At 59.4% G+C, this 20,151-nt stretch carries 14 protein-coding genes; 8 read left to right on the top strand and 6 right to left on the bottom strand.

Annotated features, from left to right (window positions below):
- Positions 1–92 precede the first annotated feature (92 nt).
- A complete protein-coding gene (locus V7116_RS01735; RefSeq protein ID WP_324389774.1) occupies positions 93–1,172 on the bottom strand; it encodes a hypothetical protein in 1,080 nt (359 codons plus the stop codon).
- Positions 1,173–1,542: 370 nt separating this feature from the next.
- Positions 1,543–2,979 (bottom strand): serine hydrolase domain-containing protein, encoded by a 1,437-nt coding sequence (locus V7116_RS01730; RefSeq protein ID WP_324389772.1) that lies wholly within the window; start codon positions 2,977–2,979, stop codon positions 1,543–1,545.
- Positions 2,980–3,323: 344 nt separating this feature from the next.
- On the opposite strand from V7116_RS01730, the gene V7116_RS01725 reads away from it, so the two are divergent.
- Positions 3,324–3,803, top strand: a complete 480-nt coding sequence (locus V7116_RS01725; protein WP_324389770.1) for a GNAT family N-acetyltransferase — start codon at positions 3,324–3,326, stop codon at positions 3,801–3,803.
- A 100-nt stretch (positions 3,804–3,903) separates the two neighbouring features.
- On the opposite strand, the gene V7116_RS01720 is transcribed toward V7116_RS01725, so the two are convergent.
- On the bottom strand, positions 3,904–5,262 hold the full coding sequence (locus V7116_RS01720; protein ID WP_324389768.1) for an MFS transporter: 1,359 nt from the start codon (positions 5,260–5,262) through the stop codon (positions 3,904–3,906).
- Between the two features lie 265 nt (positions 5,263–5,527).
- On the opposite strand from V7116_RS01720, the gene V7116_RS01715 reads away from it, so the two are divergent.
- The 4 genes from V7116_RS01715 to V7116_RS01700 all read left to right on the top strand — a co-directional run bounded on the left by V7116_RS01715 (position 5,528) and on the right by V7116_RS01700 (position 11,189).
- On the top strand, positions 5,528–6,352 hold the full coding sequence (locus tag V7116_RS01715; RefSeq protein WP_324389766.1) for a TetR family transcriptional regulator: 825 nt from the start codon (positions 5,528–5,530) through the stop codon (positions 6,350–6,352).
- Positions 6,353–6,534: 182 nt separating this feature from the next.
- Positions 6,535–8,730, top strand: a complete 2,196-nt coding sequence (locus tag V7116_RS01710) for a glycoside hydrolase family 3 N-terminal domain-containing protein (protein WP_324389764.1) — start codon at positions 6,535–6,537, stop codon at positions 8,728–8,730.
- A gap of 106 nt (positions 8,731–8,836) precedes the next feature.
- Positions 8,837–9,814, top strand: a complete 978-nt coding sequence (locus tag V7116_RS01705) for a phosphotransferase family protein (protein ID WP_324389762.1) — start codon at positions 8,837–8,839, stop codon at positions 9,812–9,814.
- A 7-nt stretch (positions 9,815–9,821) separates the two neighbouring features.
- Positions 9,822–11,189, top strand: a complete 1,368-nt coding sequence (locus V7116_RS01700) for an MATE family efflux transporter (RefSeq protein WP_324389759.1) — start codon at positions 9,822–9,824, stop codon at positions 11,187–11,189.
- 59 nt (positions 11,190–11,248) lie between these two features.
- On the opposite strand, the gene V7116_RS01695 is transcribed toward V7116_RS01700, so the two are convergent.
- The 3 genes from V7116_RS01695 to V7116_RS01685 form a co-directional block, all read right to left on the bottom strand.
- On the bottom strand, positions 11,249–12,562 hold the full coding sequence (locus V7116_RS01695) for an ABC transporter substrate-binding protein (RefSeq protein ID WP_324389757.1): 1,314 nt from the start codon (positions 12,560–12,562) through the stop codon (positions 11,249–11,251).
- 97 nt (positions 12,563–12,659) lie between these two features.
- Positions 12,660–13,505: a carbohydrate ABC transporter permease gene (locus tag V7116_RS01690; protein ID WP_324389754.1), complete on the bottom strand. Its 846-nt coding sequence runs from the start codon at positions 13,503–13,505 to the stop codon at positions 12,660–12,662.
- A gap of 1 nt (position 13,506) precedes the next feature.
- On the bottom strand, positions 13,507–14,466 hold the full coding sequence (locus tag V7116_RS01685) for a carbohydrate ABC transporter permease (RefSeq protein WP_324389854.1): 960 nt from the start codon (positions 14,464–14,466) through the stop codon (positions 13,507–13,509).
- Between the two features lie 328 nt (positions 14,467–14,794).
- Here V7116_RS01685 and V7116_RS01680 point away from each other — a divergent pair, with 328 nt between their 5' ends.
- From V7116_RS01680 to V7116_RS01670, 3 genes are all read left to right on the top strand, one after another.
- Entirely contained in the window at positions 14,795–15,811 is a 1,017-nt protein-coding gene (locus tag V7116_RS01680; protein WP_324389752.1) for a LacI family DNA-binding transcriptional regulator, read from the top strand.
- Positions 15,812–15,842: 31 nt separating this feature from the next.
- Positions 15,843–17,192, top strand: coding sequence for a Gfo/Idh/MocA family protein (locus V7116_RS01675; protein WP_324389750.1), 1,350 nt, complete (start codon positions 15,843–15,845; stop codon positions 17,190–17,192).
- Positions 17,193–17,268: 76 nt separating this feature from the next.
- The gene (locus tag V7116_RS01670; RefSeq protein ID WP_324389748.1) at positions 17,269–19,896 is read left to right on the top strand and encodes an alpha-L-rhamnosidase; all 2,628 of its coding nucleotides are present in this window, start codon (positions 17,269–17,271) and stop codon (positions 19,894–19,896) included.
- The last annotated feature ends 255 nt before the right edge of the window (positions 19,897–20,151 follow it).

The following is a 20,151-nucleotide window of genomic DNA, read 5'->3' as shown; positions in this document are numbered from 1 at the left end:
CGCATCGAGCGCGCGATCCCTCTCAGCGCGAGCGTTTAGCTGAGAGGGATTACGCCGCACGAAGTTCCGGCACGGAACCGAAGCAGTTGTGCTCAGGCGAGATCTGACGCCAGATCCAGTAAGTCGTCGAGCACTCCGGCAGCCGTCACTAACGGTCCCGCGCCGGGACCGGAGATGACCAGCGGCAGATCGGAATAATAGCGCGTGTGGAACGCGATATAGTTGGCGGGTCCATGCAGCGCCCCGAGTGGGCTTGCCTTTGCAACAGGGGCCAGTCCGACCGTGCCGCCTTCCGGCCCTACCTGGGCGACGTAACGCAGCGTGTTTTCCTCGGATCCGGCGTCGTTGAAGCGGCTGGCGTACTCGTCATCGAGCTGGTGTGCCGCCGCGAGGAACTCGTCCACGCTCAACCCGGCCATCGCCGTGGGGTAGAGGGGCTCCACGACCAGATCGGACATTTCCAACGGCCAGCCTGCCGTCCGGGCCAGGATCAATGCCTTGCGTGCCACATCATGTCCGCTCAGATCGTCGCGGGGGTCCGGTTCGGTATACCCTAATGAGCGTGCCTGAGCGACCATCTGGGAGTAGGGCGTGCCCTGTTCCAGCCCGGCGCACAAATACCCCAACGTGCCGCTGAGGCAGCCTTCGATCTGGACCGCCTGATCCCCCGTATCGAGCAGGTGCTTGAGCGACCGGATGACGGGCAGGCCCGCGCCAACCGTACATTCGTAGCGTACCTGCGGCCTCTCGAACAACAGTCGGGTATCCTGCCACAAGCCGGTCAGGGGATTTTTGTTTGCCATGACGGCTCCGCCGCCCGCCGCTACTGCACTTTGCAGCAGTCCGCCGGTGCTTTTCGCGGCGGTGACATCCGCCAGCACGACCCCCGTGTCGAGAAGGCCCGGCAGGTCTTCCAGCGGGCGGATGCCGGGTAGAACATCGAGCGTCTGGCGTTGTTCGGCGGCGCGCTGTGCCGCCTGAAGCAGATCGTCAGGCAGACCCGCCGGGTCATAAAGCAGGCCGCTGATATCGCCCAGCCCGATCAGGCGCAGTTCCAACCCCTTACGCCGGGCGGCTGTGGCGCGTGTTTCCTGAATCAAGCGCAGCAGCGTGCCGCCCACATTGCCGGTTCCTAACAGGATGACCGGGATAACGCGCGTATCTGTCACCATAGTCAGTCGTTCCCTCGTCAGAATTTTAATGTCTATATATCGATTGTCCCATAAAACGGCCCGCTGAACAGCCCGCCATGTTGTGTGATTCACACGAAACTGATGTGCCCGAACAAGGGTGCAGCGGGCTGTCTTCTCGTAGCTCAACGACGCCGGGCGATCTACCACAACTACTCAGGTGGATCGTGTAAAGTACGCGTATTGGAACCGGCAAACTCCTGCTAACTGTCCCCTGATTGTAGGAACTAACACGATTCACCGCTCTGCCGTCGAGGTTCACCGAGACGAAATGACACGGGCGTTGCTGTCAAATCCCGGTGGACCTCGATGCTGGTTATCTGTCACCTGGATGAAAGGATCAACGTGCGCTTTATCGATCGAGTTTACCTGTCAACGAATAGGTTGTCGCCCCAAAGGATACGTTGATGCTCCCCTCGACCGAGATGCGCTCATCTGCAAAATGGCAGGATAAGGTGTGTACGTACGGCGTCTCGACGTAGCGCAGCGTCATCACAAACGTCTGCTCGTCCTGCCAGATGCCGCTGGCGACCACGCGCGCGCTGTAGGGGAACAGGGCGAGGTCTCCTTCGCACCACGCGCTGAGTCCGCAGGCGATCTGCTGCGTGCCGTGTTCGGTGCGCAGCGTGAGTGTGGCGTCCGCCGTGGCAAAGTCGAACGACATCGACGTGACACCCGGTACGTTGGGGGCCATCAAAAACGACTTTCCCGACACCTGATGCGCGAACGACGATGTTTGCGGTCCCTGCGGCGGCAGATACGCCAGGCTGTTCAGCTTCTTGGACAGTTTCTCGTGATCGTGAGCGTGCTCCGGGATCGGTGCGCTCTCGCTCATTGCGGGAAGCAAATGTTGCCAGACCAGATTCAGCACCGGCTGCATATCGCCCAGGCCTCCCGTGATGGCAAGTACGGCATCCTGACTTGGCATGATGACGCAGTACTGCCCAAACGCGCCATCGCCCCGGTACGCACCGTGACGGCATCGCCAGAACTGGTAGCCGTAGCCCTGCGCCCAATCACTGTTTTCATCATCGCCGTTGTTGATCTGGTGCGATGATGCCTGTTCGACCCACGTTTCGGGCACCAACTGGCGGCCATTGAACTGGCCCTTCTGAAGATAGAGCTGCCCGAACTTGGCGATGTCCTCAGTGGTGACTGCCAGACCAAATCCACCCGTGCAAATTCCCTCGGGTGACATTTCCCAGGCGGGATTTTTGATGCCAAGAGGCTCGAATAACCGTGGCTGCAAATAGTCCAGCAGGGTCATGCCGGTCAGCTTTTGCACGATCGCTGAAAGTATGTAGGTCGCGCCGGTGTTGTACAGAAAGTGTGTGCCCGGTTCGTACACAACCGGCAGCGCCAGGAATTCCTCGATCCAACGACCGTCTGGCCGGGCGCGCATGTAGTCAGTGGTGTCTTCGGCGTGGCCGGTAGACATCGACAAAAGATGATGAACCTGCATGGCGTCCAGGTTTGCACTGACCTCAGACGGCGCTTCATCCGGGAAAAATGACAGCACCCGGTCGGTAACGGTCAGCCGCCCCTCTGCAACCGCCATGCCGATGGCTGTTGAGGTGAAACTTTTGCTGAGCGAATACAACATATGGGGATAGGTCGGGGCATACGGGGACCATCCTCCTTCGGACACCACAACCCCGTGACGCAGCAGCACGAACGAATGCAGATCGGTAATCTGTTCCTCGACCGCTTCCACAAAGTCATAGATGGCGGACGACGTCATCCCTTGCGCTTCAGGGGCGCTACGCGGCAGACACCTCTGATCGGACATAAAAATCTCTCCTGAGTGATACCTTGATGCGCAGTAATTCTTACTTGCAGCCGCTTCCCCTACCATGCTGCACGATCAAATGGTAGCGCCACCCCGCACGATGCTCAAATTGATGTAGCGCCCCAATCGCCAGCGGCTGCTGCCCCAAAACGCGGCTCGTCAAATCAGCGGGGATGGAATGGTCTCTGCCTGCCGCTGCGTTCCCGGCAGCGCGCCCAGTTGTAAAACTCAGCGCCTTGGCGCATGCTTTGGCATAGAGGCGTTTTATTTGGCGATGGTGGCTTGTTTAACCATATTTCGCATAGAGATCGAACCCTGGCGCTCAAAGTTAAAGGAGGCGAGTATTGGAATCGCGCAGTACGCTAACAGTTGCCCGGTTTGAGGACCACTATTACGAGTCGATTGCGGGCATCCTTGAACGTATAGGTTGGGAACGACAGTACATTGACGGGCAGCTTGCTGCTGTTCGGGCGTTTGCGACCGATACGGTGGACTCCAGGGTGTTCGTTGCGCACTACAACGAGGTTTTTTCGGGGTACATTTCGGTTCAGTTTTACCAGTGGAATCGCCTGTCTCAGATTCACGGACTCGTGGTTGATCCCTCGATGCGGCACAAAGGGATCGCGTCGAGCCTGGTTAACGAAGCGGAGACGTTCGTCATTGCCAGGGGCGGGCGGGGCGTCTATGTGGATACACCCGTGACGAACACAGGGGCGCGAGCGTTTTATATGTCGCAGGGGTATCAGCAGGATTACATCATGACCGCCTACTACGATGTGGATTTAGATGGCGTCACATACTTGAAGTTGTTCCCGGACAGGTAAACGGTGCCTGATTTGTGGGCTGTATCGCCATACGTTGTTGTGAGGCTGGCTTCCTGATGGATGCTGCTGCCGTCCACCAGGAAGCGCTCGATGTTCGCTTTTAGTCCCCTACCGGGGCGGCTTCAGCTTGCCGTGTGAGAACCGATTCCGGCGCATCCGGTAGATTGCGCTCCACATTGCGCAGATCGCGGATCAGATAGCCGCCGAAACAGGTCAGGCATCCGGCCAGTGACGTGAGCAGGAACATCACGGCCATACCCGCGCCCGGCCCCGTGCCCGTGATCGGCCCGAAGACGCTGGTGAACGTCCCCCCGGCGCGCATGGCCGGTTCGAGCAGGTCGTCGGCCAGCGGCCCCGCCACGAGGTAGCCGATCGGCGTCGTGATGCTTTGCAGCGCCATCGCTGCGCCCAACACGCGTCCCTGAATGTCTGACGGGACTTTAGACTGCCAGATGGAGCGGTTCGAGCTGATGAGGGTAGGCACTGCCAGCGATCCCAGGAATGCCCCGGCGATCCAGACGGCAGGCGTCTGGCCCAGTCCCAGGATGCCATCTCCCAGCAGAAACGAAATTCCGGCGATGCCTAACATGCCGTGGACTTTCCGCTTGGGTCCGCCCCAGACCGTCAGTATGACGCCGCCCAACACGCCGCCAAGCCCCAACGCCGACTGCACGGCTGACAGGGTGGTTTCACTGCCGCCGCTGCGGGAGAGGATCATCGCAGACAGCACGCCAAACCACGTCAGCCCGGCGTAAAGGTTGATCAGCATGTAGACTACCATCATGCCGAGCAGTCCTCGCCGCTGGGCGATGTATCGCAGGCCGAACGTGAACGTCTGCCAGCGATTCGCGCTGAGGGCACGCTGCCCCTCGGCGGAAACGGGCGGGCGCGGAATCCGCATACTCAGCAGCGTGCCGATCGCAAACAGGGCCGTCGTGAGGTCGATCACCATCACGCCGCGCAGCCCGATCGCGAGCAGCAGCAGCCCGGCAAAAACAGGAGAAAGAATCTGGCTGGTATTCTGCCCCAGAGTTTGCAGCCCGTTAGCGCGTACCAGATGCTTGCGCGGAATCAGCAGGGTCATCACCGCGCTGTTGGCCGGACTTTGAAACGCGGAAAAAACACCCGACAGCAGTTGTGCCGCGTACAGGTGCCCGATCCGCATACCGCCGGTACTGTACAGCCCTAAGAGGCCCAACGTGATCAGCGCTGCGCCCAGGTCGCTGAGGATCATCACGCGGCGGCGATCCCAACGATCGACCCAGACGCCTGAAACGAGCCCCACCAGCGAGTAGCTGAAGTACATGAAAAAGCCCTGCAGCGCCAGGGTGGTGGCTTTGCCGGTCTGGTCATAGGCCCAGATGGTCAGGGCAAAGCTCGTCATGGCTGTGCCGAGCATCGAAATCGTCTGGCCGAACCAGATGATCAGAAACGTGCGCAATCCATCGTGTTCGTTCATCGTGTTTCCTCGTGGACGAAAAACAAAAAAGCCACAGGGCGTGCCCGTGGCTTAGAGTTGGCTTTGTGCTTGTGATACTTAGGGTGTTACTGGCTGCCGGGCACGGAGGTATAAGGGGCACTTGAGCCCTGTGCGCGGATTTCGTTCAAGAGGAAAAGCAGATATAACGCGATCATGCGGTGTATTTTAATACGGGCTGCACGGGACGGCAATAGAGAAATGCGGGCGTTTTGCGGCGTCAAAAGTATACGGATCAAGTGGACGGGTGTTTTCGAGCGCATACGACCCTGTTTCACTGACTTCGCACCTGAACCGCAAACAGGGCATTGCGCCGCCGAACGAAAAAGCAGGTGACCGCAACAAAATGGCACTCAGTGACATTATCGGCATCCTGTGCTATTATGCGCGTATGGATACCACACACCTGAAAGACAGGGAACCGAAAGCCAGGCCGTTTGCCGAAGCGGTGCCGTCCGCCCCGGCGACTCTCAAGGCGCGTAAGCGGCAGGTGGTGCGGGGCGCTCTGAGTGCCGCCGCCGAGAAATTGTTCCTGGAACGTGGCTTCGAGGCGGTCACTGTCGAGGAGATTGCCCAGGCCGCGGGCGTCTCCCGGCGGACGTTCTTCCGCTACTACGAGTCTAAAGAAGACGTGATGGTCGTTCGCGAAGATCGGTTGGGGGATCGTCTGCTGGCTGAGCTTATGGCGCGGCCTCTCGCTGAGCCGCCGCTGCTCGCCATCCGCAACGCCCTCGTGCCTGCCATAGAATATGGCCTGACCGAGCCGGATCTCGCTCGCAGCACCATACGTCTTCTGCGCGAGACCAGCGCGCTCCGGCGTGCCGTGATGGAGCGCCGCAGCCGCCTTGAGGAACGCATCGCGGCATTGATGGCGCAGCGGATGGGCGCCACAGATAGCGACAATACGCCGATGCTTTTGGCGTTTCTTACGCGAGCGCTGCACGATACGGCATTCAATGCCTGGTACGACCATGAGACCGGTGATATCGCGGGTCTGGTCGATGGCCTGATCAGCCGGTTAGTCATCATTGCGGCGGAGATGCCTGCGGAATTTACCAGCGCCGCGAAATGATCTTTCACTGTGTCAGGAGGTACATGCAGCCGGTATCGTCCGGTGATGAGCTTATCTGAGACGACCTGTTGTTCGCGCTGTGCGCGGCGCGGATCGCATAAAATGTTTGCCGAACCGGCCCTGTTGGGCGGGTTTTTTGATCAACCAACATTTGTTACCTGCTCTTATCCCAGGAGTACCCTATGCCAACCATTTCACCTGATTCCTCCGCGCTCACGCCTGCCTACCGTAACCCCACGCTGACCGTTGAAGAACGCGTCGCGGATCTGCTTGGCCGCATGACCCTTGAAGAGAAGGTCGGCCAACTGATGCTGTGGGACGCACGCAGCGAGGATCTCTCGTTCATCACGACCTTTCAGCCCGGCTCCCTTCTTCACATCCTCGGCGAGAAGATCAGCCGGGCGATCGATCTGGCCGCGCAGAACCGGCTGGGGATCCCGCTGCTCGTGGGCGAGGACGCCATCCACGGCCATTCGTTTTGGAAGGGCGCGACGATTTTTCCGACCCAGCTTGCCCTGGCGTGCAGTTGGAACCCGGAGCTGCTCGAACAGGTTGGGCGCGTGACCGCCGAAGAAATGGTGCCGACCGGGATTCACTGGACGTTTTCGCCCGTGCTCTGTTTGACGCGCGATCTGCGCTGGGGCCGCACCGGGGAAACGTTCGGGGAGGACCCGTACCTGATCGGTGAACTTGGCGCGGCGCTCATTCGCGGCTACCAGGGGCGCGGCCTGGATGACCCGGCGGCTGTGCTTGCCACCGCCAAACATTACGCGGGCTATTCCGAGACGCAGGGCGGTCGTGACGCGTCCGAGGCGGATCTCTCGCGCCGCAAGCTCCGGAGCTACTTCCTGCCGCCGTTCGAGCGCGCCGCCCGTGCGGGCGCAATGACCTTCATGACGGGCTACCAGTCCATGGACGGCGTCCCCTCGACGGCCAATCGCTGGCTGCTTACCGAGGTTCTGAAGGATGAATGGGGCTTTCGCGGTGTGGTCGTGACCGACTGGGATAACGTCGGGCGGCTTGTACGGGAGCAGAAGGTGTGCGCTACGTACGCGGATGCCGCGATCGTGGCCCTGCGCGCGGGCAACGACATCATGATGACCACGCCGGAATTCTATGAGGGCGCCATCGAAGCCGTTCGCAGCGGGCGTCTTGCCGAATCAGAAATCGATGCGCCCTGTGCCCGGCTGCTCGCGCTGAAGTTCCGCATGGGACTCTTCGAGGATCCCCGCTATCCCGATCTCGACTGCGCTGCCGCCGAGATTGCACGGCCCGATCATCGCGCCATCAACCTCACCGCCGCGCGCCAGAGTCTGGTGCTCCTCCAAAATAACGGCCTGCTTCCACTCGATCCGGCGGCGGCGATGTCCATCGCCGTGATCGGCCCCAACGCCGATGACGACTTGCAGCAGCTCGGTGACTGGTCGCTGGGGGCGTCGCAGCACCCGCCGGAGGCAGGCAAGCAGCCGCGCGAAAAGACGACGACCGTGCTGGACGGCATCCGCGCCCTGGCTCCTGCTGGCAGCACGGTTCGCTACGAGCGCGGCTGCTCGATCTTTGACGACGATCTTTCCGGCATTCCCGCCGCCGTTGCCGCAGCGGACGCGGCGGATGTGGTCGTGGTAGTCGTGGGCGATCACTTGAAGTTCATGGGCGAGACGCAAAGTACGGCCACGCTGGAACTGCAGGGCGGGCAGATCGCGCTGCTCGATGCGCTGGAGAAGACGGGCAAGCCGCTGGTGGTCGTGTTGGTGAACAGCAAGCCGCTGGTGCTGCCGCCTACTGCGAAGCGCGCCGCGGCCATCGTCGAGCTGTTCAACCCCGGTATGGAAGGCGGGCGCGCGCTGGCTGAAGCGCTGTTCGGGCAGTTGAATCCATCGGGCAAGGTGACGATCTCATTCCCGGTGCATGTCGGCCAGCAGCCAGTGTTTTACAGCCAGGTACGCGGCCAGCACGGCGATCGGTACGCCGATCTCACGCAAGAACCTCTCTTTTCCTTCGGGCACGGCCTGAGCTACACGCAGTATCGTTATTCAAACCTGCGGCTCGATCAGCCTACCATCACGCAGGGGCAGGCCGTGACGGTCTCCGTCGATATGGAGAACACCGGGCAGCGCGCCGGGGATGAGATCGTGCAGGTCTATGTGAGCGATGTCGTGACCTCGGTCACCTGGGTGAACAAGGCGCTCAAGGGGTTTGCCCGCGTGCACCTTGCGCCCGGAGAGCAGCAGACCGTGCAGGTTTCGCTGCCCTGGGAGGCGTTACAGATCGTGGACGCCGAGGCTCACGCCGTGGTGGAGCCGGGTGAATTCGAGATCCTGGTTGGCCCTTCGTCGCGGGATGAGGATCTGTTGAAGGCAACATTGACTGTCGAGTAAGAAGCAATTTCGGGGCGCGGCACGCTGCGCCCCTGCTGCTGTTCCACACAGACTCGTGTGAATCCATATTTTTCAGGTTGTTTGACCCAGCGAGGATTTGACCGGCATGGAAAGCAAAACAAAAAACAGAAAGACGCGCGAGCAAGTTGCAGGGATGGTTGAAAAAGCTTTTGGCGGCGTGTCACTCGCAGCCGGTGAAGACGTGGTAACGGAGCTAAAGGAAGGGTGGTTTAACGCGGCGTACAACGTCCGGCTGTCTGATAGCAGGGAAGTCATTCTCAAGATCGCGCCGCCCGTAAGCGCCGAAGTGATGACCTACGAGAAGAATATCATGACGACCGAGGTCGCATCCATGCATCTGGTAGCGCAGAACCCGGCCATCCCAGTGCCGGAAATCTATTGTTTCGATACCGACCGGGATCTATGCGACTCGGACTATTTTTTCATGGAGAAACTCGCCGGGGACAACCTGGAACACGTCAAAGCGTCTCTGCCCCCAGAGCTTCAGGCGCAGATCGACCAGAGTATCGGTGCCATCATCCGCGAGATCAACGGCTTTACAGGCACCTATTTCGGCTATGATGGGAATGACAGCCTGCGCAGCAAGACCTGGAGAGACGCTTTTATCAAGATTGCGGATTCGGTGCTGGACGACGGCCTGCGAAAAGACGCTGAGTACGGTTTCAGCGTGGATGACATCCGCGACGCCATCCTGAAACATGCGTCCGCCCTGGAAGAGGTGACCACGCCGCAGTTGGTTCACTGGGATGCCTGGGATCTGAATTTCTTTGTGAAAGAGGGCCGGATTACCGGCATTCTCGACTTTGAGCGCGCGCTCTGGGCCGATCCGCTGATGGAAGCGCAGTTCCGGGCGGTGACCTTTGGGGATATCTCCGAAAGCCTGAAAGGTTACGGAAAGACGTCCTTCACGCACGCGGAGGAAGCGCGGTGCTGCCTCTATACGCTGCACCTCGGGCTGGTGATGAAAACCGAATGTTATTACCGTAACTACGATACGGATTTTGTCAGTAATCTGGCGATGCAAATGATCGTTCCGACCATGAAGTGGCTGCAGGAAAACTGATCCGGCAATGGCTGGCCCGTCGAATGTCGAACGCCTGGGAACCGAGAAGATCGGGAAGCTTCTGCTGGAAATGTCTTCCCAGACTACGTTTTCGCTGTTGGTCTATGCCATTTACAGCGTCACGGACACGTACTTCCTGTCGGTAGGCATCAATTCGCTTGCCGCTGCGGGGGCATCGATCATTTCGTCGGTTTTGATCGCGCTCGGCGGCGTCGCCACGACCGTCGGGGCTGGCGGCGCGTCGGTGGTGTCGAGGGCGCTCGGTGAGGCGAAACCCGAAAAAGCGTCCAGGACGGTCGCCAATACGTTCCTGATTTTCTGGGCCGTCGCGCTTTCGATAACGGTGTTCGGCGCGCTGTTCATCAAACCGATCGTTTACCTGCTTGGCGCGACGGACAGCATCGCGCCCTATGCAATCGACTATGGCCGCATCATCTTTTTGGGGGCCCTCACCAGCACGGGCTATTCGGCGATCGTCCGCGCAGACGGCAACGTCCGCTATTCCACCGCGATGTGGGTGATCCCCGTGAGCACCAACATCGTGCTGTGCTGGCTGTTCATCATCGTGCTGCATATGGGCGTGTCCGGCGCGGCCCTGGCGACCGTTACTGGGCAGGCCGTTTCCGCAGGCATGAGCATCCATTTTTTCTTTTTCAGGAAGAACCGGACCTATAAGATAAAAACCTCATATTTCAAACCGGACTGGACGATCATTGGCGAGGTCATCATCATCGGGTTTCCCTCCTTCATGAAAAGCATCAGCGCCAGCATGGTGGTCGTCGTCACCAATAACCTGTTGAAGCAGATCGGCGGCGACAGCGCGCTGGGTGTGTTTGCCATCGTGAACCGGCTCTTTTCCAGCTTGAACACGCCTCAGGCGGGCATCGTGCAGGGGATGCAGCCGATCGTGGGCTATAACTTCGGCCAGAAGAAGTTCGACCGCGTTCGGAAAACCATTACCTATTCACTTGGCTCGTCGGTGGCCTATGGCTTGTTTGTGGGCGGCCTGTGCCTGCTCATCCCGGCAGCGCTGATCGGGCTGCTGTCGAAGGAGTCCGCGATCATCAGCGAAGGGCAGGTGGCCTTGAGGTTAATGGCGTTTGCCTGTCCGCTGGGCGGTGTGTCGGTGATGATCGCCGCCTATTTCCAATCGATCGGTCAGGCCAGGGAAGCGCTCCTGCTGACGTTGGGAGGTATCATCCTCGTCAAGCTGCCGGTTCTGCTGCTGGCCTCGCGGCTGTTTTCCTTGACAGGGATTTGGGCTTCGGCGGCGGTGTCGGAGTTCATTCTGGGCGTCGTTGCGTTTCTGATGCTGCGAGCCTATCAGAGGCGACCTGCTGCGACGGATCTGGCGTTGGGGCAGATCGGGATATAAGCACGGCGCGGGATCACAGGATCCCGCGCCGTTGATAGTCAGCTACCTTTTACGAGAAGTTACTTGACTGCGAGGCGTTCGATCAACGCCTGCAAGTCTTCAGCAGCCTGATCGACCGAGGATTGCCCGTAGGCGACCTGCTGGCCGATCAGCTCCAGCTCGTTCACGAATTCCTGGTCGTTCGGGAGGTTCGGACCCTGCGGGACCGTGCGATCGGAGACCGCATCGTAGATGTGGTAGATCGCCGCATCAAGCGGGGTCGCTTGCTCCGCGATGGCCTGGCGCACGACCGGCGAAGACGGCACGCCGCGGTTGGTTTCGAGGATCGCGCCCGCTTCGGGGCTGGTCACGAAGAAGTTGATGAACAGCGCCGCCGCTTCCTTATTCTCGCTGTTCTGATTGACTGCCAGATACTGGCTCATCTGGATCGCGTACGCAGGCTCGCCGCCCGTGGGGAGCGTCGTCATGCCGAGTTCGTCGGTCATCGCTGCCTGATAGGCCGCCGCCTGGTTGCTCCAGATCAGGTTGATCGCTGCCTTGCCCGCCACAAACGCCGAGCTGTCCGGGCCGTCTTCGGTGTAGGTGTAGGTGGTGTCCGCGTCAGGGATCAGGCCCGCGTCGCGCATGTCGGCCCACATCTGAAGCCACTTCTGGGCAGACTCAAGCGTCGCGTAGGAGGTGCCGCCGTCGTCTAGCGTCCAGATCGGGGTGCCCTGCTGCGTGTAGAAGTAGCTGAGGTAGTTCGCCTGATTCGTGCTGTTGTCCACGAAAGGCGCGACACCCTCGGGCAGGCCCGCCTTGAGTTCCTCACCGTAGGCGATCAACTCGTCCCATGACAGGTTATCCGCAGGCAGGTCAACGCCCGCCGCTTCGATCATCGTCTTGTTATAGGCCAGGACGAGCGTGTTGGTGCCCAGGCTGATCGCGTACAGGTTGCCGTCGGCGTCCGTTGCGGGGACGAGCGCGGCCTGGTCAAAGGTCTCCGGCGTGTCGATCAGGAGCTGCGCGCCGAGGTAATCATTCAGCGGCTCAAGATACTGCGTGTAGTCGGGCCAGTTGCCGCCGAACTGGATGATGTCGGGGGCGTCGTTGGCCGCCAACTGCGTGTCGAGAATCTGGAAGTGGTCGCCCGCGCCGCCATTCGGCTCACCGACAACGGTGATGTCGGGATACGCGGCCTCGAACAGATCGATCACCTTCATGGTGCGCTCGGCGCGGTCGTCGTTGCCCCACCAGCTAAAGCGGAGTTCAGCCGGTTCGCCCGTGTATTCGGGGAGTCCGTCGGAGCCGTCCTGCGCTGCGGTCGGCGGGATATACGCTACAAGCATCGCCACGAGCAGCGCCATGAACGTGATAGTGTAAAATTTCCTCATCTTTGAACTCTCCTGTTTTTGTCTAATAGTTTCATTGGGTAGGTTCGAAATACGTCCCCGAGCGTCATTTCATATATGTTTTCTCCTGAGCAATCTGCTACCCCTTGAGGCCCGTCGTCGTGATCCCTTGCACGAAGTATTTCTGAAGCGAGAAGAACAGGATGAAGGCGGGAACAATCGAGAGCGTGGACATCGCCAGCGCGCCGCCCCAGTTGGATACCGCGCCCGCGTCGCCGACGAACGTACGCAGCGCCCGTGCGACCGTGAACGTTTCCGGCCTTGTCAGGTAGAGCAGGTGATTGAAAAAGTCGTCCCACGTCCACAGGAAGGTGAACAGTGCCGTCGTCACCAGGGCAGGGGCTGCGAGCGGTATGACGATGCGCAGGAATACCCCGACCTGCCCGCACCCGTCGATGATCGCCGCTTCCTCGATCTCTTTCGGCAGGCCGCGTATGAACTGCACGAGCAGGAAGACGAAGAACGCATCCGTCGCAAGGAACTTCGGCACGAGTATGGGGAGGTACGTCCCGACCCATCCGAAGGTGTTGAACAGGATATAGCGCGGCACGAGCGTGACGTGTCCCGGCAGCATCAGCGTTCCCATCATCACCACGAACCAGACGCCTTTGCCCACAAACTTGAGTCGCGCGAATGCGTAGGCCGCCATGGTGCACGAGATCAGGTTGCCGACGATGGACACCCCGCAGATAAACAGCGAGTTTGCGAAGAACCGCCCGAAGGTCGTGCCCGCGTAGCCTTTCCACCCGCTGATGTAGTTGTCAATGGTCACGGTCTTTGGGATAAGGCTCGTGTCGCTGAAAATCATATTGTTGGGCTTGAACGAGCTGATAATCATCCAGGCAATAGGGTAGATCATCAACAGGCCCAGGGTGATGATGAAAATGTGTGTCAGCGTATGGCGCGCAATCGTAGCGATTTTCATGTTATTCCCCGGTTCCATACGATACCCACCACTTCGACGAGAGGAAGATGATCCCCGTGATTCCTCCGATGATCAGCAGCAGAACCCACGCCATTGCCGACGCATAGCCCATCTCGTGGTATGTCCATCCCTGAATGTACAGGTGGAGCGTGTAGAACAGGGTCGAGTTGAGCACGCCGCCCTTGCCGCCGCCGATGATGTATGCCTGCGTGAACGCCTGGAAGGCATAGATCATCTGCATGACCAGATTGAACAGAATAACGGGCGAGAGCAGGGGGATCGTGATGGAGAAAAACTGCCGCACCTTGTTGGCGCCGTCTACACTGGCCGCCTCGTAATACTCCTGCGGAATTTGCTTCAGTCCCGCGAGGAAAATAATCATCGACGAGCCGAACTGCCACACCGTCAGCAGAATGAGTGTCCAGAGTGAGTACTGGGGGTTGGTGATCCAGCCCGGCAGATCGCTGAAGCCGATTGATCCCAGGATGCCGTTTACGAGGCCGTCTTTTTCGAACAGCTTGCGCCACAGAACAGCGATGGCGACGGAGCCGCCGAGCAAGGTGGGGATGTAATACACGGCGCGGTAGAATGACACCCCGCGCAGCTTCTGGTTCATCAGCACCGCTACGCCGAGGGCGACGATCAACTTCAGCGGCACGGATGCAAACACGTAGGTGAAGGTCACGGAGAGCGACTTCATGTAGTACGGATCGGCGCGCATCACTTCGCCCGTGGGCGCGGTGAATTCGGACTGCCCGAGCGACGACCCAAACATTTTCTGGTAATTGGCAAGCCCGATCCAGTGCGTCGAATCAGGCTGCGTGAAGTCATAATCCGTAAAACTCAGCCCCAGCGAGTACAGCATGGGGTAAAGCGTCAGTACGAGGAACCCCAGAAGCCACGGCGCGAGGAACATGTAACCGACCGCATTGCGCCTGCCAAACTCGATGATACCGGACATTTTACTCACAAAGGACTTCCTTACCTCTACTTTTGGAGGCATACAAAGGCCGTCAGTGGGGCCGCACTCCAGTTGCCAGTTGCTGCTGAAGATCGGTTCTGCAACGTGCCTGAATTGTGTCCGGCTCACACGGTGTTCACCTTCTTCCGCCGAGTAGTTCGTCTATTTCCGTGACCGTTTACACTCCCATCTTATTGGAGGTTTTCCTCACTGTCAAGCAAAAAATCACGAGGTGTATCGACAAATTTCTAAATTCTTGCTATAGTGTTCGTGACTGATTACGGTTTTTCGACCGTGATATGGGCAACAATTTAGATGGGGTGATTTAATGGCTACGAAGAAAGGTAAGCGACCAACGATCCAGGATGTTGCCCGCGAATCCGGGGTGTCGTATGGGACCGTATCCCGCGTGATCAACAGCCACCCGGAAGTCGCTCCTGAAACACGCGCCCGCGTACAGCGTGTCATCAAAAAAATGGGCTACCAGCGCAACCTCGGCGCGCAAATGCTCACGACCCACCAGTCGAACATCATCGAAATTATTGTGATGGACGTCCACTTTGGCATCGAGCTGCCAAGAATGGGCCAGTTCGTCAATGAGGCGGGCTATTCCACGCTCTATTCGGAATGCACGCTGGCAGATTTTGGCCTCACGCTCGATAAAGCGGCGGCCCGGCTCGTTGATGGCATCATTCTTTACGCTCCTAAATTACAGATGGCGGACGACGATCTCCTGGCGATGAGCCACGGCATCCCGATCGTGCGGCGCGACTACGTGATCGATTCGAAGCTGACGTGGGTGGGGTACAGCCAGGAGCATGCGACGCGTCTGGCCGTGCAGCACCTGATCGATCAGGGTCACGAGCGCATCGCGGAGATCACCGGATCGCTGGGGTTTATCAATCCTCGCCTGCGCCACGATACGTGGCTCAGCATCCTGACATCGCAAGGGCTTGAGCCTGGGCCGAGTTACGCGGGGGACTACTCCACGTTTTCCAAGGCCATGAAGACGGGGTATGACGGCGTTTGCGAGTTTCTGAAACGGGGCGAGTCGTTCACTGCGATCACGGTCGTAAACGATCACGCCGCAATGGGAGCGCTGTCCGCGCTGCATGAGCACGGCCTGCGCGTGCCCGATGATGTGTCCGTTGTCGGCTTCGATGATGACGCGATCGCACCGTACCTTATTCCACCCCTGACGACGGTCCGTTTCGATTTCGACATTCAGAACAAACTGGCGTCGCAGTTTCTGCTCGAACAGATCACCGACCCGAACTACACACATCACCAACATGTGCTGATACCTGACCTGATTGTGCGCAAAAGTGTCCAACCACCCAGGTAAAACAGCTCCATCAAGCCCAAAAGGAGTATTTGTGAGCGAAACAAAACGTTTTGCAGTGGTTGGTACGGGTGGTCGAGCGGGGATGTTCATCCAGGCGATTACCGATACCTATCGTGAGTCCTGCCAGTTAGTTGCCCTCTGCGATCTGAGCCAAACCCGGATGAACTGGCACAACCAGCAGATCCAGATGCAGTGGGGCGCGGCTCCTGTGCCAACCTACCATGCCGATCAATTTGACCGGATGATTGCCGACACGCACCCGAATACGGTGATTGTCGCCACCATCGACGCGACCCACCACCAGTACATCAACCGGGCGATGGAGCTTGGCTGCGATGTCATCACCGAAAAACCGATGACGACCGATGCCCGGAAAGCCCAATCCATCTTCGATACGATCGATCGCACGGGCAAGAAGCTCACCGTCACCTTCAATTACCGCTATGCCCCGGCTTTTACCAAGCTGCGCGAGCTGTTGATGCAGGGCGTTGTGGGCCGTCCCCTCAGCGTAGACTTTTCGTGGCTGCTCGATACCTACCACGGCGCAGATTACTTCCGGCGCTGGCACCGCGAAAAACAAAACTCCGGCGGGCTGCTGGTTCACAAAGCCACGCACCACTTCGATCTCGTCAACTGGTGGATCGACTCCTATCCCGAAGAAGTGTTTGCCTTCGGTGACCTGCTGTTTTATGGCAAGCAAAATGCCGAGGCGCGCGGCGAAACCTATTCCTACAACCGTTATACCGGTGTGGCCGAGGCGGACGGCGATCCGTTCGCGCTGCTGCTCGATCAGGACGCCGCGCTGAAGGGGTTGTATCTCGACGCGGAAGAGGATAACGGGTACATCCGCGACCGGAACGTCTTTGGCGACCCGATCACCATTGAAGACACGATGGCGGTCACGGCCCGCTACCGCAACGGCGTGATCCTATCCTACTGCCTGCTCGCGTACAGCCCATGGGAAGGGCTGAATGTCGCCATCACGGGCACGAAGGGGCGTGTCGAACTGCACGTCGTCGAAAACGTGAATCTCGTGTCGGGGCAGGGCGAAGCGCATAATCCCCAGGCCAGCAAGGGGCCATTCAAGCAGGCCGGAATCCGCGTCTACCCGATGTTTGGCGAAGGATACGACGTTCCCTTTGCGTCCGCGAATGGGGGAGGTCACGGCGGTGCGGACCCGATCCTGCTGGAACAGTTGTTTGCGCTGGAGCCGCCGCCCGATCCGTTCAACCGGGCCGCGTCGCACGTCGATGGCGCCGCCTCGATCATGTTGGGGATTGCTGCCAATCGCGCGATGGAGCTGGACCAGCCGGTGCGGGTTGACGATCTTTTCCGGCTGCCCAACAAGGCCGCGGCTGGCGTTAAGGTTGTCTCGCCGTAGGGCATTGCCGTTTCGGTCCACTTACCGGGCAAGCTGTGTGCGCTCGTCGGAAATGCGGAATCGCACGAGGTAGGTCGTGAAAATAACCCATCTTAAGACGAATCACGTTGTAAATCCTTTAGGCTACGCGATCGATCAACCCGGCTTCTCCTGGATCGTCGAGGACACCCGCGATATGGTGCAGACTGCCGCTCAGGTTCTGGTCAGTCGTGATGCCGCCTTCGAGCGGATCGTCTTCGACAGCGGCAAGATCGACGGCTCCGGTATCGACAGCCTCGCCTATCGCCCCGCGATCACGCTCGAACCCCGTACGCGCTATTTCTGGAAGGTTCTGGTCTGGGGCGAGACGGAAAGCGCCGAAAGTGACACGGCGTGGTTCGAGACCTCGAAGACGGGCGAACCCTGGGTCGCGGAATGGATTACCCCCGACTGCGAAGATAATAATTTGCACCCGATCCTGTACCGGCAGTTCGATTTGCCCGCGCAGGTAGTGGCGGCGCGGGCATACATTTGCGGGCTGGGGCTGTATCGCTTCGAGCTGAACGGACAGAAGGTCAGCGACGAGGTTTTCACGCCTTACTGCAACGCGTACGACCGGTGGATTCAGTACCAGACGTTCGATATCACCAGCCAGCTTACGGTTGGCTCGAACCTGATTGCTGTCATGTTGGGCAACGGCTGGTACAAGGGGCGTTACGGCGCTGATAAGGGCGTGCTGGGGTTTTATGGGGACCGCTTTGCGCTGATCTGCGAGCTGCACATTACGCTGGAAGACGGAAGCGAGGTGATCCTTACCACCGATTCCGCCTGGAAAGCCCAGCCATCCCCGGTCCTTGAGAGCGACATCTTTGACGGCGAAGTGGTCGATGCGCGCATCAGCACGATCGTGCCGTCGCCGGATCAAACCTTCGGCGTCAGGCCGGTCGATCTCGACCGGTCCCGGTTGGAGGCCAGACGGTCGCTTCCGGTGTGCATCAACGAGGAGATCAAGCCCGCCGCGCTCATCCATACGCCCGCTGGCGAAACCGTGCTGGACATGGGCCAGAACATGACGGGCTGGCTGCGCTTCAGGACGAGCGCCCCGGCAGGCACGCGCATACACCTTCAGTTTGGTGAGGTGCTGCAAGAGGGCAATTTCTTCCGCGATAATCTGCGCACGGCGAAAGCGGAATATACCTACATCGTTGATGGCACCGGCGCAGTGGTCGAGCCGTATTTCTCCTTCTTTGGCTTCCGGTACATCAAGATTTCGGGCTGGGCGGGTGAGATCAACCTGGACGATTTCACCGGGTGCGTCATCTATTCGCAGATGGACATCACCGGCGAGATCGAGACGTCGAACCCGAAGGTGAACCAGCTTATTCAGAACGCGATGTGGAGCCAGAAGGGAAACTTCCTCGACATCCCTACCGACTGCCCGCAGCGTGACGAACGGTTGGGGTGGACCGGGGACATTCAGGTGTTTTCCGGCACGGCGTGCTTCAATATGAATTCCGCCGCGTTCCTGTCCAAGTACGCCTACGACCTGGGGCAAGAGCAGGCCAAAACCGGCGGCATGGTGCCGCATATCGTGCCGATGGTGAACCTGAACAAAGGCGGCTCGACCGCGTGGGGCGACGTGGCGACGATCCTGCCGTGGACTCTGTACGAGTTTTACGGGGATCCTGACATTCTGGCCCAACAGTTCGAGAGCATGCGCGCCTGGGTGGACTATATCAAGACCATCGACGAGGCATCGGGCGGCAAACGGTTGTGGACGGAAGGGCTGCACTTTGGCGACTGGCTGTCGTTGGACGATCCCGTTCATTCCGATCCGCGCCGGGGCGGAACGCCTCACGACTTCATTGCTTCGGCATTTTACTGCTATTCGGCGGGGCTGGTGGCGAAGGCCGCCCGGTTGCTCGGCAAAACGGATCATGCCGACGCCTATGCACAGCTCTCCGCAGAGATCAAAGCGGCGATTCAAACCGAATATTTCACCGCGAGCGGACGGTTGGCCGTCCCCACGCAAACCGCATACGTGCTGTCGCTGTTTATGGATCTCGTTCCCGACGTCTTCCGCGATCGGGTGAAGGGTGATTTCATCGCGCGTCTCAAACAGGACAACGTGCATCTGCGCACGGGCTTTGTCGGCACGCCCTATGTGTGCCGGGTGCTGTCGGCTGTCGGCGCGAACGATCTAGCGTATACGCTGCTGCTCAACGAGGATTACCCCTCGTGGCTCTACGCCGTCAACCTCGGTGCGACGACCATCTGGGAGCGGTGGAATTCCCTCAATTCCGACGGTTCGATCAGCTCGACGGGCATGAACTCGCTCAACCACTATGCGTATGGCTCCATTGTCGAATGGATGTACCGTGACATGTGCGGCCTTAATCCGACGGCAGGCGAAGATGGCGTCACCGGCTTCCGCTGCGCCCGGATCGCGCCCAAACCGGACAAGTCGCTGCAGTGGGCCAAGGCGCGTTACCGCTCGGCTGCCGGAATGTACGAAAGTGGCTGGCGCATCGACGAGGCAGGGTATCTCACCCTCACTATCACGATTCCCTTCAACGCGTCGGCCAGGGTCGTGCTGCCTGACGCGCGCCGGGGCGAAGTGACGCTCAACGGCGATCCGCTGCGCGAAGGGGAACAGGTCGGTGACGACGTGGAATTGATCCTGAGCGCGGGGCGCTACACGTTCGACTACTGCACCCGGCAATGATCCGTTCGGGTTAAGCTCGTGCCGTACAATCTATCGATAGTGCCAGTACGGGGTAGGCGGTAAAGAAGTATAAAAATCCCTTGACGCGCGAGTCCATTCACTATACACTGTGGACGTCCGCAAAATCAGTTGAAGAAGGTTGGATGTTAAATCTGGCGGTTGTGCCTCAGCGAAAACTTGCATAAGTACACCTGACCGGAATTTTCGGCCACGGGTGCTTATGCCGCCGTGGCTTTTTTATTTGCCGCGTGTTTC

It is taken from the genome of Aggregatilinea sp., assembly GCF_036822615.1.
GTDB lineage: Bacteria > Chloroflexota > Anaerolineae > Aggregatilineales > Aggregatilineaceae > Aggregatilinea.
Note: the sequence above shows the minus strand (reverse complement) of the source record. Positions and strands in the feature narration are given on the sequence as shown.